Origin of the sequence: Streptomyces sp. NPDC007983 (assembly GCF_042958345.1) — a bacterium.
GTDB lineage: Bacteria > Actinomycetota > Actinomycetes > Streptomycetales > Streptomycetaceae > Streptomyces.
In genome coordinates, this window is sequence record NZ_JBIBJI010000034.1 from 24,228 (window position 1) to 41,137 (window position 16,910).

The 16,910-nt window shown below is 68.3% G+C and carries 8 protein-coding genes and 2 pseudogenes; all 10 read right to left on the reverse strand.

From position 1 onward, the window contains the following. Window positions 1-2: 2 nt before the first annotated feature. On the reverse strand, window positions 3-2,594 hold the full coding sequence (locus ACFZCY_RS43180; protein WP_391186942.1) for an amino acid adenylation domain-containing protein: 2,592 nt from the start codon (window positions 2,592-2,594) through the stop codon (window positions 3-5). 39 nt (window positions 2,595-2,633) lie between these two features. Next, window positions 2,634-3,560, reverse strand: coding sequence for a GNAT family N-acetyltransferase (locus tag ACFZCY_RS43185; protein ID WP_391186896.1), 927 nt, complete (start codon window positions 3,558-3,560; stop codon window positions 2,634-2,636). Between the two features lie 732 nt (window positions 3,561-4,292). Continuing rightward, window positions 4,293-4,655, reverse strand: a pseudogene (locus ACFZCY_RS43190) (IS5/IS1182 family transposase); the annotation flags it as partial. 65 nt (window positions 4,656-4,720) lie between these two features. Next, entirely contained in the window at window positions 4,721-6,058 is a 1,338-nt protein-coding gene (locus tag ACFZCY_RS43195; protein WP_391186899.1) for a ricin-type beta-trefoil lectin domain protein, read from the reverse strand. Between the two features lie 147 nt (window positions 6,059-6,205). Next, complete coding sequence (locus ACFZCY_RS43200; RefSeq protein WP_391186902.1) at window positions 6,206-8,188, reverse strand: alpha-L-fucosidase; 1,983 nt, start codon at window positions 8,186-8,188, stop codon at window positions 6,206-6,208. Between the two features lie 66 nt (window positions 8,189-8,254). Then, the gene (locus ACFZCY_RS43205; RefSeq protein WP_391186905.1) at window positions 8,255-10,663 is read right to left on the reverse strand and encodes a ricin-type beta-trefoil lectin domain protein; all 2,409 of its coding nucleotides are present in this window, start codon (window positions 10,661-10,663) and stop codon (window positions 8,255-8,257) included. Window positions 10,664-10,686: 23 nt separating this feature from the next. Further along, window positions 10,687-12,519: an RICIN domain-containing protein gene (locus tag ACFZCY_RS43210; RefSeq protein ID WP_391186908.1), complete on the reverse strand. Its 1,833-nt coding sequence runs from the start codon at window positions 12,517-12,519 to the stop codon at window positions 10,687-10,689. Between the two features lie 146 nt (window positions 12,520-12,665). After that, entirely contained in the window at window positions 12,666-14,198 is a 1,533-nt protein-coding gene (locus ACFZCY_RS43215) for an arabinofuranosidase catalytic domain-containing protein (RefSeq protein WP_391186911.1), read from the reverse strand. Between the two features lie 139 nt (window positions 14,199-14,337). Next, entirely contained in the window at window positions 14,338-15,939 is a 1,602-nt protein-coding gene (locus tag ACFZCY_RS43220) for a ricin-type beta-trefoil lectin domain protein (protein ID WP_391186945.1), read from the reverse strand. 185 nt (window positions 15,940-16,124) lie between these two features. Continuing rightward, window positions 16,125-16,901: pseudogene (locus tag ACFZCY_RS43225) on the reverse strand (SGNH/GDSL hydrolase family protein); the annotation flags it as partial. Window positions 16,902-16,910: the final 9 nt, after the last annotated feature.

Below are 16,910 nucleotides of genomic sequence, written 5' to 3' on the forward strand. Positions count from 1 at the left end.
GGTCAGTTGGTCAGGTGACCGCTGACGATCTCGGCGACCTGGCGGAGCACGCGGGGACTGCTGAGCATCTCCTCGTGCACGCAACCCAGTTCGTGGCGGACGATGTCGCCGGCGACGTAGGGCTCCCAGGCCCCGCTGGAAGCCGCCTCGGCCACCGGGCTGGGATCGGCGGCGAAGAAGTGCATGGTGCCGCTGTACTTCTCAGGCCGGTGCTCCCGCCAGGCGCCAAGGTCGGTCAGCATGGTCCCCACGAAGGTCTCCGCCGCGCTTTTGCGGCCCCGCCAGGCGTAGTTCGTGGCCATGTCGGCGAACTCGGCGATGTCCTCGTAGCGCAGGGGACGCTGGTAGTCGGCGAGGTCCTTGCCGTTGATCTGGAGGATCAATTCGATCAGGCCCTGCTCGTCGCGGTCCTCCTTCTGCGTGAGGTGGGGATCGATGTTGAATATCCCCAGGAACTCGATCTCCTCGCCGCGCTTTTGGAACTCGGTGGCCACGGCATGGGCCAGGATGCCGCCGAAGGACCAGCCCAGGAGGCGGTACGGGCCGCGGGCCTGCACACCGGCGATGCGGTCGGCGTAGTCCGCCGCGATGGCCGCGATGGTGTCGACAGGGGTCTCGAACTCCTGGAAGGTGTGCGACTGGAGGCCGTAGATCGGGTAGTCCAGGCTGAAGTGCTGGGCCAGGACGCCGTAACACCAGGCCGTGCCGCCGAGATGGCGCATGCAGAACAACGGACGTGCGGTGCCCTTGGTCATCAGCGGCAGCAGGACCTCGAAGGAGTCCTGCGGCTCCTCACCGGTCAGCCGCCGGGACAGCTCGGCCGGTGTCGGAGACTCCACCAGCATCCGGATCGAGAGATCCAGGTCCATCTCCGAGCGCACCCGCGCCAGCAGCCGTGCCGCGAGCACCGAGGAACCGCCCAGGTCGAAGAAACTCTCCCGAGGGCCCACTTGCTCGATTCCCAGCACCTCGGCGAACAGCCGGCTGAGCATCAGCTCCGACTGCGTGAGGTGGGTCTCGACCATGGCGGCCTGCTCGACGACAGGGGCCGGCAGGGCCTTGCGGTCGATCTTCGCGTGCGCAGTGAGGGGAAACACATCCACAGCGACCACGGCGGAGGGCACCATGTACAGCGGCAGCGTGTCCGCCACGGAGGCACGCAACTTTACGGTGTCGGGCACGCGGCCGGGCGCGGGAGTCACATACGCCACCAGACGCCGGTCGCCGGGCCGGTCCTCGCGGACGGTGGCGACCGCCTGCCCGACGTCCCCCGAGCGTTCCAGGGCGGCCTCGACCTCGCCCAGCTCCATCCGGAAACCGTGCAGCTTGACCTGGTGGTCGGTGCGGCCGATGTACTCCACAGCACCATCCGGACGCATCCGTACCAGGTCACCCGTGCGGTACATCAGGCCCTGACCGCCGCCGCCCTCACCGCCGCCCTCACCGCCGCTGCCGCTGTCACTGTCACTGTTGTGGAACCGGTCGGGCAGGAAGCGTTCGGCGGTCAGTTCAGGCCGGTTGAGGTAGCCGCGGGCGACACCCGAACCGGCGATGAACAGCTCTCCCTCGGCACCGGGCTCGACCGGCGCCAGCTCCTGATCGAGGACGTACAGGCGGGTGTTGCGCAAAGGCCTGCCGATGACGGCCGCGTCCTCGGGCACGGTGACCGGATGCACGGTGGACCACACGGTGGTCTCCGTGGGCGCGTATCCCTGGATGATCTCAGCGCCCAGATCCAGCAGCGTCGCCGCCAGCTTCTGCGAGAACGCCTCTCCGCCGATGACAATACGCAGCCCGCGCAGCGCCTGAGGGCTGACCGTGGCCAGCATGTGCCAGTGAGTCGGGGTGGCCTGGGCCAAACTGATCTTCCGGCCCACGATCAGGTCGCCCAGCTCCCGCGGATCCTGCCCAGTGGCCCGCGGCGCGATGACCGCGCAGGCACCGGTGTAATACGGGAAGAACAGCTCGGGCACCGACATGTCGAAGGTCGGAGTGGTGACCTGCAGCATCCGCTCCCCCGGCCCGAGTAAGAAGTGCTCTTGCATCGCCTCCATCAGGTTGTGCAGAGCCCGTACCGGGATCTGGACCCCCTTGGGCGTGCCGGTGGAACCCGAGGTGTAGATGACATACGCCAGGTCCTCAGGGCCCGGCGGGGCGCTCCGCTCGGCGTCGGTGAGATGACCGCCCGGCAGCGCGGCCAGCGTGCCGGCCGTCGCGGGATCGTCCAGCACAATACGCGCAACACCCAGCTCACAGCGGCCGGCATCGATGGCGGACGACGTCACCAGGACGACCGGGGCGGCGTCACGGACCTGGAAGGCCAGACGCTCGCACGGGTACTCCGGGTCGAGCACGAGGTAGGCCCCGCCGGCCTTGAGCACCGCCAGCAGCGTCACCAGCAAATCCGTGGAACGAGGCAGCATCACCGCCACCACACGGTCCGGCCCCACCCCCCGGGCGACCAGGTGACGGGCGAGCCGGTTGGCCCGCTCATGCGCCTGGCGGAACGTCAGCTCCACACCCTCGCATTCCAGCGCGGGGCAGTCCGCAACGGCCTCGGCCCGCTCCTCCAACGCCTTGACCAGCATCATCATCTCCACAGGGCTCGTAACGGTCGTGGTCTACAGCGCCGGTCACAGGGCCGGTGTGCGCATCCAGCGGTGCCACAGCGGCCGCCACCCGTGACGGTGCCAGAACGGCACCGAGATCGGGTTGAACATCGCGTGGTAGCCGACCGCCGCCCCGATACCCATGGCATTCAGCTCGGTATGCGCATGATTGGCCATGGACGTGCCAACCCCCAGCCCCCGGTACTCCTGCCTGACAGCAGTACCGACCAGATGAGCAACCGGAGTGGTAGCGATCTTCGTCGCAAGCCATGCCTGCTGCGGCTCGGAAGGCTCCTGACCCCGGTGCACCCCCACGATCCGGCCCTCATACTCCGCAACCCAGACCAGCGGATGATCCAGCGCGAGCTGCTCAGTGATCTCCGCACGCAACAACGCCTCAGTGGTAGAACGCTCCACCGCGCCACTGATGGCAGCATCGAACCGGGTCTCCACCATCTGCAGCTCACACACCTCCTCGGTATCCTCAGCGGTAGCCCGGCGCACCTTGACATTGCCCGGCTCGGGCATCAACGGACTGTCCTTCAGTTGCCCGATCATCACGAACTCCGGCACGAAACCAAAAGAACGCAAAACCGCGGTCATCGCAACATCCCGGCTGGGCCACTCGACAGCAGCCATCGAATCCACCCCCGGACGCTGCGCATGACCCTCCATATACTGGTTCCACCGCGTCAGCAAAGCCGCCATCCCCTCCGGCCCACACACCCGCGGCTCAAGCTCCCAGCGGTCCAACGGACCCAGCACCGCCTCCAGCGAGTCGACACCCACCCGGGTATGCGTCAGCAATCCATACGCACCCTCGACCTCCAACAACTCCTGACCACCGGAAGGCTCCGGCAACGCAGCAGCCCGCGGAATCAACCGATCCACCGGACGCAACCGATCACAATGAACAGCCAAAACAGAAGAAGCCATCTGACGCTGAAACATACAGTCCTATCCTCAACTTTCAATAAACCCACGACAACAAACACACAGGCCTCAGGGAAAACGTGCTTGAACCAACGAACACACAACCGGCCCACGAACCCGACAAAAGCCGGACGGAGGTTCGGGCGGGGGCCGGGCGGGGGCCCGCGGCAGCAGCCGGTGACCTTCTCCAGCAGCACACACGCCGCGAACCAGCAACCCACGCCACCTAGACCCAAGACCACCCCCGGCAACCAGCAGGCCCATCACGGGCTCACGCCACAACTCCCCCCGGGGCCAGAGATTGGAAAAAGTGAACCCCGGCCCACGGGCGCGGATCCTCGACGAGCCCCTCCCGCAATCCGCGAACGCCCATCACCAAGGCCGACGGGACCGATAACAGCGCCGACAGTGCCGTCACCGGCTCGGAAGGTACGGATCATCACCGCCCCACCGCCCCACCGCCCCACCGCCGTACCGAAAAGCTTCCACTCTCCAGATATGAACCACAGCCCCTTCTCCGGCGACCCATTCCTCCATACCAGCGAGCATGCCCATCCCACAGAACCACGACCAACGCCCCCCGAACACGCCGAAACACGACCCACCCAACAACAACCCACTCAATACACACCCCGCCCAAAACCAGACCACCAACCAACCACCCCCATTTCTAACACCCACCCCAACACACCCACACCAACAAACCAACATGGCCACCATCACAAGGGACACATAGGGGGACACCAAGGGGGGCAGGAGCTGGGTGGCGTCCTTGCGGTGGGCGCCGGTCAACGACACCTGCAACGGAATACCGTTTCCGTCGGCCAGCACATGGTGTTTCGAGCCGGCCGCGCGCGGTCAACCCGGGCTCGGACCCACTTCTGGGCGGCTTCGCCCCCCCTTGGCCTGCCTATGCGAGACGTCGACCGTGACACGGGAGCGGTCCAGCCGGTCCGCCGCCCGCAACCGGTCCGGCAACACCCGCTGAAGCTCATCCCCGACACCGGCCGCCTGCCACTCGGCCAGCCGCCGCCGGCACACAGGCCCCGAACCGGACCCCAACGAACAAGATGCCCTGCTGAGCGTCTTGAGGTCGTCGATCCGTTTTGCGCCCCCGGATGAAGCCATCGAAGTCTGCGGGGCCAGGCCCGCACGATGCCGTGCCTGGCCCCGGTCTCTCAGTTCTCCAGGCGCCAGCGCTGGTTCGTACCACCCGTGCAACTCCACAGCTGGACTTTGGTCCCGTTGGCGGTCTCCTGACCGTTGGCGTCCAGGCAGAGCCCCGACTGCACTGCTGTGATCGCGCCGTCGGCATTGATGTTCCATTGCTGGTCTGCCTGTCCGTTGCAGTCCCAGATCGCCGCGGGCGTGCCGTTGCCCGCTGCCTGACCGGAGACGCCCAGGCACTTGTTGCCGTAGACAACCAGCTGCTTTCCGGCGGTGTAGGTCCAGCGTTGGTTGGAGCCGCCGTTGCAGTCCCACAGCTGTGCCTGAGTGCCGTTGGCCGTGGTGGAGTTGTTGATGTCGAGGCAGCGCCCCGACTGCTGGCCGACGATCTCCTGATTGCCGGAGGGCGGTGGCGAATCCGAGCCGAACTGTGTGAAGAACTGCCACACCGCTGCTGACGTCCACGTGCGCCAGCCGTCACCGGTGGAACCGTCTATGGGACCGGGGTCGTGGCCCGCTCCGTCGAACGCGGCCCAGACGACGGGATATCCCGACCTGCATCCGGAGTAGGTGGTGATGATGTGCGTCAGGCTGCCGTAGACCGGCTCGGGCGGGTTCTGCCGGGTGCAGCCGTTGTTGCGGACGAAGGTGTCGCGCAGTTCCCGTCCTGACGCGATGGGCAGCACGTTGTCCCTTATTCCGTGGAGGCCCATGTAGGCGATGGGCTGGGTGCCGCCGTTGCACCCGCTGAGGTTCGCGCCGGAGTAGACCGCGACCGCGCGGAAGACCTGGGCCCGGGAGCAGGCGAGGGCGTACGACAACGCGCCGCCGTAGCTGAAGCCGGCGGAGAACAACTGGGTGGTGTCAACGCACAGACCCGCTTCGATCTGGCTGACCATGGCGTCGACGAAGGCGACATCCTGGCCGCCGGAGTTGGCCCAGCCGTTGCCGATGCCCTGGGGGGCGACGAAGATCGTGCCGTTGTTCGCGTTGTCCGCCAGCCGCCGGAGGCCGTAGTAGGACCAGTTGTACCCGTCCGTTCCGCCCGAGTCGACGTCGTTGGCCGTGCCGCCCCGCCAGTGGAATCCGAAGATCAGCCGGTAGGGGTGGTCGCTGTCGTAGCCGGCAGGTACCCGCAGTATGTAACTGCGGGTCTGGCCGCCGCTCTGAATCGTGTGCGTACCACTCGTCAGCGTGGGGGCCTTGCCGCAGCCGGCGGTCGCCCGGACGGCGCCGGTGGTCGTGGCCGACGCGGGAGCGCGGAGGCCGCTGCCGAACGAGGCGCCCGGAGCGGTCAGGACGAGAAGTACCGCAGCCGCAATGGACACGAGGAGGCGTTTGCGGTTCATACACTCCTTCTTCCGAAGTCGGGGGCTGGAGCATTGGTCGGTCGGGAACAGGTGCTGTGTGCGGCGGTCGTCCCTGTTCGAGGGTTCGCTCGAAAGGTCGAATCGGTTCGCCGGATCGCGTTCGGGTCGCATTGCCTCTGTGACCGCTCAGACATCGGTGATGGTCCATTCGTTGTTGGTGCTGGAGTTCGGTGTCCACATCACCGCGGTCGAGCCGGCGGTGGTACTGCCACTGCCATCAAGGGCGGTGCCGGTGCCCCGATTGACGATCTGATAGCGGTTGCCGCCGAGGCTGTTGAGGGACCACTGCTGGTTGTTGCCACCGTTCCACGCCTCCTGGCGGGCGGGAGCGCCGTTGGCGGAGTTGCCCCAGCTGTCGGCGGCCATGCCGTTGGTGCGGTTCATGATGCGGTAGTAGCCATTGCCGAGGTCGATCAGCTGCCACTGCAGATTGGCGCTGCCGTCGTAGTTCCACTGCTTGAGGTTGGAGCCGGAGGCGACGTCGCCCCCGCTGTCGAGCACCAGTCCGCTGGTCACGTTGGCGATCTTCACCCAGGTCGTGGAGCCGCCCGGCGCGCCCAGGACGGGGATCTCACCGGAGAAGGTGAGCTTGACCGTGTACGCCAGGGCGCTGAACGGCGGATTGGACGAGGGCATGGTGAGGTGCAGGCCGGAGGCGTCCTGGGCGGGTGCGGGAAGGTCGATGTAGGTGCCGGCCGTGTTGTTCAGCAGTTGCGCGCCCGTCAGGCTGCTGAGGTTGATCTGGTTCGAGTTCAGCGTCGTGATGGTCGTGGTGGCGCCCTGCCAGCCCAGCGCGGTGGCGTAGAGGACCTTGTTGTCCCGGCTGCGGGTGAACCGGATGTCCTGCGGTTTGCCGGCCACCGGTCCGCTGAACGAGCCTCCGCCCATCTTGGTGGGACCCTCGCCGTAACTGGCCCAGGAGCGGGTGGCGTACACCGCCTCTCCGAAACGGCCGAGCCAGTCGCCCATGGCGAGCAGGATGGACTGCTGCCCGGAGGGGATGGTGCCGTCGGCCATCGGAGCGATGTTCAGCAGCATGCTGCCGCCCTTGCTGACCCGGTCGATCAGCGAGTGGAGCAGTGCCTGCGTCGAGTAGTAGCCGATGCCCACCGTGTAGCACCAGCTGGAGGAGGAGATGCTGTCGTCGGTCAGCCAGTAGGGGGTGAGCAGCCCTGCCGGGCCGCCACGCTCGAAGTCGAAGACCTCACCCTTGTTGTTGAGGCCGTCCTTGTAGGTCGCAGCCACGTCCTTGTTCCACGAGACCGCCTGGTTGTAGTAGTGCGCGAGGAACTGGAGCCGGTAGGACTCCTGCACCAGGTTCAGGTCGAAGTCCTGCCAGAGCAGGTCCGGCTGGTAGCCGTCGATGACCTCGATCAGCTTGTCGTACCAGAGCTTGTTCTCCGCGGCCGAGCCCTGCTGGCCGTAGAGGATGCGCAGCGCCGGGTCCGACTGGGACGGCACGTGGTCGTAGTAGCCGTTGAAGTGATAGGCGTGGTGCAGCGCGGCCATGAACTTCAGCCCCTGCCCGCGGATGGCCCGCGCGTGCAGCCCCACGAGGTCGAGTCCGGGGCCGTGCTGGACCGAGTTCCACGGGTTGGAGCGGCTGTTCCACATGGAGAAGCCGTCGTGGTGCTCGGCGACCGGGCCGGCGAACTTGGCGCCCGCGGCCTTGAACAGCTGCGCCCAGGCGTCCGGATCCCACTTGCCGCCCTGGGAGACCGGTTTGGGGGCGAACTGCACGTGGTTGCCGGCCTTGTCGCGGGCGCCGTCGATGAAGTTGTTGTACGGCCATGCCGAGGGGTCGCCGTAGGTGGCGATGTGGTGCCGGTTCTCGGCGGAGCCGCCGATGTACATGTTGCGCGGATACCACTCGTTCCCGAATGCGGGAACGCTGAAGGCGCCCCAGTGGTAGTAGATGCCGAACTTGGCGTCCTGGAACCAGGCCGGGGCCGGGGGGTGCTGGTCCACGGAGGACCAGCTCGCGGTGTAGCTTCCGGGGCCTTCGGTCGCGGCGGCCTCGGGGGCGAACCGCAACAGGCCGAAGGCCGTGGCCGCGCCGGCCGCCGTGAGCAGTCGGCGCCGGCTGACCGGCAGGGAAGAGGGAGACATGTGGGGCCTCTCGGGGGAGATGACGGGGGTGATGCGGGAGTCGGTGATCGTCAGCCGGTCACCGGATCAGTCGCGCGTCCACTTCTGGTTGCTGCCGCCGTTGCAGGTCCACAGCCGCAGCAAGGTTCCGTTGGCCGTTCCCGCGCCGGTGGCGTCCAGGCACAGGCCGGACTGGACACCGGTGATCGTGCCGTCGGCGTGGAGCGTCCATTTCTGGTTGCTGCCGCCGTCGCAGTCCCAGATGTCCACCTTGGTGCCGGGGCTGGTGCCCTGGCCCGCCGCGTCCAGGCAGTAACTGCCGTAGACCCGCAGCTCACCGGCCGAGGTGTCCGTCCACTGCTGGTTGCTGCCGCCGTTGCAGTCCCACAGCTCCACCTGGGTGCCTGCCGTCTGCGACTGGTTCGGCACGTCCACGCACCGGCCGGAGCCGGCCCCGACGATCGTGCCGGTCGTGCCGCCGTCGTTTCCGCCGCTGCCGGGGGTGATGGACAGGTTGTCGAACTGCGCTGTCTCGCCCTGGCTGGTCCCGTAGCCGATCTGCCCGCCCGCCCAGGTGCGGTCGTTCACGGAACCGACCGTGGCACCGTCGATGACGGCGGTGATGGTGGTGCCGGAGAAGGTGAGGCCCAGGGTGTGCCACCGGTTGGTGCCCAGCGCCGCGGTCGTGCCGCGGGCCAGGGTGGAGACGCTGCCGCCTGTGTTCGTGTTCAGGATCGACCAGGCGCCGGTGTCGCTCACCCGCAGGTGGTAGGCGTTCAGTCCTCCGGTGCGGTCGTAGTCGTGCCCGCCCCCGCGGCCGATCAACTCGGCGTATCCGGGCTGTTCGAGCAGCACGTCCGACGAGACTGTGTAGTTGCCCCAGCTCACGTCACCGAGCAGGGCGTGCGGATCGGTCAGCGCGTCCCAGGTGATCGGCTTCTGCGGGCTCATCTGGCGCACGCACTTGCCGTTGCGGCCACCACCGCAGCCCACCGCCTCGAAGGCGCCCTGCCAGTCCATGAGGTACTTCGCCTCGGCGCCGGTGGCGTAGCTGTCGAAGGAGTCGCTGTACGGCAGCTTCAGCTTGCCCTGGGCAGGGCCGGTGGCGGTGCCCTTGCCCTGACCGGTCGTGGTGGTCAGGGTGTACACGTGGCCGGGCTGGACGGTGAGGCTGAAGCCGCTGCCGGACGGGGTGATGTCCGTGGTGTGCACGAAGTAGTCGGCCGGGTTGCTGGAGCGGACGTCGGTCGACCAGACGTGGACGGTCTTGGTGGACAGCCCACCGGTGACGTTGAAGTCCAGCGTCTGGGCGCCGTCGGCGTCCATCGTCTCGATGACCGTGGAGTAGTCGGAGTTGTTCGTGGACTTGAGTGAGACGTAGCTGCCGTTGTTCCGGTTGCCGCCGATGTAGCCGCTGGAGGCGTCGAGGTAGTGCCACCCCGGGGCGGTGAACTGGCTGGTCTGTGCCATCACCCAGGCGTTCTTGCCGATCGCGTAGTGGCCGGACCAGGGCTGCGAGGCCAGGGCGAGCCCCATGGTGGGGTACGGGATGTTGGGTGTGATGGCGGCGACCACCGGCCAGTTGAGGTACGCGGTCATCCGGCCGTCGATGTATCCGCGGTTGATGCCGCGGGCCACGGCCTGCGCTCCCCCGTTGTAGTCGTCCGAGCCGTTCTCGCTCGCCCACAGTGTCTTGCCGGACGACGTGGCGGCCGACGGCACCGAGCAGTTGGACTGGGACGACCGGTAGCCGCAGGGGTAGTGCGTGCCGATGGCGCTCACCGCGGCGGCGAACGCCGGGTTGGAGTTGACGTCGTTCGCCACGTTCCAGTCCGAGTCAGCCGCGACGATCTTGACGTTGCCGTAGCCGTTGCTGTTGAGCGCGCTGCGCAACTGCTCGTACCACGAGATGTTGTAGCCTCGCTCGTTCCACCCGCCGAGGTAGTCGATGCTCAGCCCGTGCTGCTTGGCGCAGCCCAGCCAGGAGAGCAGGTAGTTGGTCATGTCGGTGGACCAGAAGTTCCCGCCGCCGATCCAGCCGGGCGCCCCCCAGGCGAGCCCGTACAGCTTGATGTCCGGGTTGCGCGCCTTGGCCTGCTCCATGAGCCACCACTCGTAGCCCCGGTCGCAGTTCAGGTCGGACCGGGTGTGCTGGTGACTGGGCTCGGCACCTGAGGTGGAGTTGGTGTCACCCCCGACCTCCGCCTTGAGGATCTGCAGGGAGGCGCCGTAGCCGGGTTTGAACAGGTAGTCGAGGATCTGGCCGCGCTGGGGCTCGGGATAGTCGATCAGGAGTCTGCTGTTGCCGCCCCCGCCGCTGATCGCGCCGACGCCGTCGAAGGTCCGGCCGCCGGAGGCGCCGTTGATCGTGATGGAGGTCGCGGCCTGGGCCGGCGCGGCGGCCGTGCCCACGATCCCGCCGGCGGTCAGGAGGAGGCCCGCGAGCACGGCGGTCGAGGCGCGCAGGCGCCGGAACAGCCGTCTGAATGGTGACACGGTGGGTTCCTTTCGCAGATCGATCAGCGGAGGAAGAAGTCCTGGTTGGTTCCCGGCCCGTTCTTGCACTGCCACTGGTCCAGTTGCTGGCCGAGGTTGCTGCCTGCGCCGTAGACGTCCAGGCACAGGCCGCTGTTCTTGTTCTGGAAGGCGTAGGAGCCGTCGGACTGCGGCAGCGGCAGCCAGAGGCCGCCCGCGGCCGTGCCGGGGGCCTGCTGGACGATGTCCGGGGTGCCCGCCGCCGTGGAACTGCCGGCCACCGCCACGTCCAGGCCGGAGTCCTGGGCCCGCAGTTCGCCGTAGCCGCCCGAGGCGGGCACGAACCGGAACTGCTGGTTGCCCTGCCCGTTGCAGGTCCACTGGTCGATCGCGGCACCGGCGCTGCTCGAGTTGCCGTAGACGTCCGCGCACAGGCTGTTGGAAGCGACCACGAGTTGGTGGTAGCCGTCCGGGAAGCCGCCACCGCCGGAAGAGGCCGGTGTCAGGTAGACGGAGAACGCGTCGTGCGCGCCCTGGAACGTGATCGGCACGGTGATCGAGCCGCCCGAGGCGCTCACGTTCTGGTCGTACACCGTCTGGGGGGCGCCGAGCGGCGCCTGGTCCGGTATGCGGCGCACGGTGACGTGCACGCCGTCGGCGTTCGCCAGCCAGGGCACGGACGCCAGCCCGTCGAAGGTCACCGACGCGGCGCCGGTGTACCCGTTCGAGTCGCCGATGACCGCCACGGCTCGCTTGGCGGAGGAGTCCTCGGAGGCCGAGATCGCCGTCGAGCCGGCCTGGCCGGAGGTGTCGACGAGGGTGCCGGTCATGTCGGCGTAGTCCCGAAGCGCCCACCAGTTGCCGGTCGGCTGCCAGCTGCCCCCGCTCTGGGTGAGGACTCCGGTGAGGTTCGGGGTGACGCAGCACACCCAGTTGCCGCGCATCGCGTTGGTGTACCCGGACTGCGCGAACCGCGCCAGGTACCACGCTGTCACCCCGGCGGTCTGCCGGTCGGCCGGCTGGTACTCGTTCGAGGACAGCGGCAGCGGACCGATGCCCGCCGCGGTCAGGTCGCTGTTCAGGGTCCGCGCGACGGTGACCGGGTCGTCGACATCGCCCTCGTTGTGGTTGGTGATCATGTCCGGCACCGTCCCGGCCGCCTTCACGTGCGCGAGCCAGGTCTGCCATTCACCCGGGTTACGCTGCGGGGTGAATGCCAGTGACGGCCCGACGATCTGCGCCCCGGGGGCGATGCGCCGGATCTCCCGGTAGGCGGTGTCCCACATCCGGAAGTACTGGGTGCTGTTCACCCCTCGGGTCCAGAAGGCGGAGATGTCCGGCTCGTTCCAGATGTCGTAGGCGAACGTGAGCCCCGAGGCCTGCAGCGCTCCCACCGTGGAGTCGATGAAGCTGACCCAGTTGGAGCAGTCGCCGTTGTCGCACGGGTACCGCGTGTTCGACGGCTGGCCGCCGTTCGCGCCGTAGATGTCGCTCACGAGCACCTGGTACTGCGCGTGATAGGGCGGCCGGGTGAGCCGTCTCGCCTGCGCGGTGATCGAGTCGAGGTCGGCCCGGGTGGCCGGGCCGTACTGGTAGCCGTCCCTGATCCAGCCGCCGGAGAACCATCCGCCGCCGCGGAAGGCGTTGATCCCCAGCGGCTGGATGAACTGGTCCGCCGGCTGGCTGCCGTCCTGGGTGAAGCCGTAGAGGAACCCCTCCCCCACGCCGGTCGACGGTCCCCGCGTCGACGCCAGGTGCACGCTCAGCGACTCGCCCGCGGCGGCCCGGCTCGCGGTCGTCGACAGCAATGACAGCACGAACGCCAGGACGATGCCGACCGCCAGTACCAGCCGGCCGGGCCTCGCTCTCGACCTCATCCGATCCTCCTCCCGGTTCGGCGCCGCCGTGCTGCGGCGCGCGTCATGGACGGGTCCTGCTCCCCCGCTCGGGCGGTGCGGCGCGGTGGCCCGCCGGGGCGGCGGTCGAATGCCGCCCCGGTGTCGAGCGCGGGTCTCTCACAAGGTCAGCTCAGTGACCATTGCTGGTTGGATCCCCCGTTGCAGGTCCACAGTTCGACGGGGGTGCCGTTGGTGGTGGCGGCGCCGGTCACGTCCAGGCACAGGCCGGACTGGGCGTTGGTGACGGTGCCGTCCATGTTGAGGTTCCACTGCTGGTTGGTCTGGCCGTTGCAGGCCCAGGTGATGACCTTGGTGCCGGGGCCGGTGCCCCGGCCTGAGGCGTCCAGGCACAGCCGGCTGCCGCCGGAGTACACGGTGAGCTCCTGGGAGGCGGTCTTCGACCAGGTCTGGTTCGCCGCGCCGGCGCAGTCGCGGATCTGGGTCTGCGTACCCGGCGTCGTGGACGCGCCCGGCACCTCCAGGCACCTGCCCGCACCCACCGCACGCAGCGCACCGGTCGTGTTGCCACCGCCGCCGCCCACCCCGTAGCCGGCGGCGGTGATGGCGGCCTGCACGGCGTTCTCGGTGGCGTCGGAGGGGTAGCCCGCCGTCATCGCGCCTTCGAAGAACTCGCCGGTACCCGAGACACTGTTGTCGCCCCCGGTGCCGAGCAGGACCGAACTGTCGAGCTTCATCGGTGAGTAACCGCCCGGCAGGGGACCGGAGAAGGTGGTGGTCAGGCCGCCGCTACTGCCGTTGCCGTATTTGAGGGTGAAGTTGCTGGTGCCGTTGTTCTTCAGCCACGCGCTGACAAACGGGTAGTGCACACCGGTGTTGTTGGGGTCCTTGTTGGAGCCGGTGTTGGTGTGGTACATGCCGTTCTCCAGATCGGCTTCGGCCCACGGGCCGTTGCCGGTGCACCCGTTGAACCAGCAGGCGTTGCCCCAGTAGATGGCGTTCATGGTGGCGTTGCCGGTGTCGGTGTGGGAGTTCTCCCCGCTGCCGTAGTCGAAGCAGCACCACTGGTTGGTGTAGTTCGACGACGTCACCATGTAGATGCCTTCGGGCTGGGAACCAGTGGCCACGCCCTTCGCGTGGTCGATCCGGTAGCCGACACCTTGCTTGACCTTGACGCCGAAGACCTGGTGGCCGGCCGCGGTCACCGGCAGGGCCATGGCGTCCGCCCCGACGTCGGATCCGCCCGGGCCAGGGCCCTTCCAGAAGCCGCCCCAGGAGATGGGCAGGTCGTTGTGCTCGGTCGTCTGGTCGTAGATCTTGGTGATCGTGCACGACGTGCCCGAGCAGAACGAGACCTGGGAAGCCGCGTCGGCGTATCCGCCCGCGCCGAGCACCGCGATGTCGCGGTAGCTGTGATCGGAGGACCGCTGGATCTGGTACAGCGGCCCGTTGTACGACGCGAAGAGGGCCCTGGTGGTGGAGTGCGCCGTCACACACGGCGTACCGCCCGCGGCGTAGATGTCACACGGAAGCGACGCGTCCGCCGTGCGGTGGGCCGCCGGGTGGATGGTGGCGGTGGTCCGGGGGTGCGATGATGTGGCGAACGCCGGCGCGCCGAACGCGGCCAGGGCCATCGCCAGGGCGACAAGGAGTACGGCTTTCCCTCTCCTTCGCCGGGGATGGACGGCTGGTTCGATCATGGCGACCTCCTCTGTGGCGGTGCCGCCCCACGGCGGCGCCGAAGCTGCCAGTGGTCGATGCGGAGGCCCCCGGCCGTCCGGGGCGGGCAGGCTCCGCGGGAGGGCCCGGCCGGTGCTGGGCCGAGGCACGGAGGGGGACTCATCCCAGCGTCCAGCGCTGGCTGCTGCTGCCGTTGCAGGTCCACAGCTCGGCGAGGGTTCCGTCAGCCGTGGCTCCTCCGGTGACGTCCAGGCACAGGCCGGACTGGACTCCGGTGATCGTGCCGTTCGAGTTCAGCGTCCACTGCTGGTTGGTCTGGCCGTTGCACGACCAGATCTCCACCTTCGTCCCGGGGTTGGTCCGGTTGTCGTAGGCGTCCAGGCACATTTGGCGGCTGCCGGAGTAGACGGTGAGCTGGTCGGAGGTGGAGTGCGTCCAGATCTGGTTGTCCCCGCCGTGGCAGCTCCAGATCTCCACCTGGGTGCCGGCGGTCGTGGTCGAGTCCGGTACGTCCAGGCACTTGCCGGCACCCACTGCGTGCAGCGCGCCGGTCACGCTGGTGCCGCCGCCGCCACTGGTGCCGCCCGCGACCCGGTACATCACCGTGCCGTGTGCCGGCACCGAGGCGCTGATCGTGCCGGAGGTGGTCGAGGACGCTCCCGACCACAGGTCGGTCAGCGCGTAGGCGGACGCACCGGTCTTCCCGATCGCGGCCGCGGTGGTGGTGATGGTCGCCGTCGAGCCCGTCTCGTTGAACAGCGCCACCGACACGTCCCCATTGGCCAGCGGCTTGGCCAGCACGTCCAGGCCGCCCGAGGAGGAGACCATGGTGCCCTGCTTGCCCAGGGGATCCTGGTCCACCGCGATCACCCGGGAGTTGGTCAGCGTGGACAGGGTGTCCGCACTGGCCGAGGGGATGTTGGTGCCCGCGATCAGCGGCGCGGCCATCTCCGCCCACAGACTGAACTCGCTGCGGCTCTCGGTGGCCGTCATCGAGCCGTTGCCGACCTCCAGCATGTCCGGGTCGTTCCAGTGGCCGGGACCGGCGTAGGAGGCCAGCCCCACGTTGCTGTGGAAGATCGACAGCATGCTGGAGAAGCTGGCGTTGATGTCCCCGGTGGTGCGCCAGCTGTTGCCCACCCCCGCGCCCCAGGTCCACACGTTCTCCTGGCCCCAGTTGCACAGGCTGAACAGGATCGCCCGGCCGGTGGCCGCCAGGGCGTCACGCATCACGGTGTACCGGGTCCGCGCGGGCGCCCCTGTGTTGTTGCAGTTGTCGTACTTCAGATAGTCCACGCCCCAGGAAGCGAACGACTGCGCGTCCGTGGTCTCGTGCCCCAGGCTGCCCGGATACCCGGCGCAGGTCGCGGTGCCCGCGTCCTCGTAGATCCCCAGCTTCAGCCCCAGCGAGTGCACGTAGTCCGCGGTGCCCTTGATGCCGTCCGGGAACTTGGCCGGGTCCGGCACCAAGCGGCCGCCGGAGTCGCGGCTGTGGGTCATCCAGCAGTCGTCGATGTTGACGTACGAATAGCCCGCCGCCTGCATGCCGTTGGTGTGCATCGCCTGCGCGGTGGACTTGATGAGCGACTCGGAGACATTGCAGCCGTACGCGTTCCAGTCGTTGAAACCCATCTGCGGGGTCAGCGCGAGCCCGTTGCCGAGTGCGGCGGCGGGTTGCGCCGTTCCGAGGGAGACGAGGGGAACGGCCGCGGTGAGCAGCACGACCGAGACGATGAGCGTCAATGTTCTGCGCAAGGACATCCGCGGGGACAGCGACAACCGTCGCCTGGCTCTCGCAGTGGACACGGGCATGATTCATCACTCCTGGGCCGGGTTGCGGAAGGAGGCGCCCACTCCCGGGGCGCATCCGCCGGGCGTGGTGCCGGTGCGGCGGGTGACGTTCACCTACGCGATTCGCGGAGCCCAGGACCGGAAGTGCGGTCCGCCGCTGATGAATGCCGCACCTGGCCGCGCACGGGACGGGGCGGTTTGATCCAGCCCGCCGCGTCCGCGGCCTGGACCCCCGCGTTGAAGGCGTCCGCCATCTTGCGGTAGCCGTTGTCGTTGGGGTGCAGGGCGTCGGACAGGTCCGCGGCAGTCAGAGCGCTCATGTCCACCAGGCGTACGTGCTTGCCGGCGGTCTGCTCGTCCCGGACGATTCCGGGGAGCTTGGCGTTGAACGCGGGCCGGTGGGCCTCCTCGGTACCGCTGGTGGAGACGATCAGGGTGCCGACGAGGACGGTCGCGTCGGGCGCGTCCCTCGTGATCTGGTCGATGAGTGCACGGAGCCGGTCGGGGGCGGTCGGGACCTGATAGTTGCCGTTGAGATCGTTGGTGCCGATTTCCAGGGTGACGACATTCGGCCGGTAGCGGGCCAGCACGGAGTCCGTGATGCCCGCTATCTGGTCGATCCGCCAGCCGGAGTGGCCTTCGTTGTCCGGGTCGGACATGGACCCGCTGCGTCCCGAGCCGACGAAGTCCACGGCGTGCCCCTCGGCCGCCAGACGGTTCCACAGAAAGCCCCGGTAACCATTCCCGGACGGGCTGCCGACGCCCCAGGTGATCGAGTTGCCCAACGGCATCAGCCGCAAGCCGGCGGGCGCGGCGGCCCGCGCGGCAGGAGGAGGCGCCTCGGTGCTGGTGGCGGCGGTCGCGGGCAATGCGGCGCCCATGCCGAGCGCGGCCGTCAGCGCCGCGGCCAAGGGGGCCCAGTACTTCTTCATCAGCGTTCC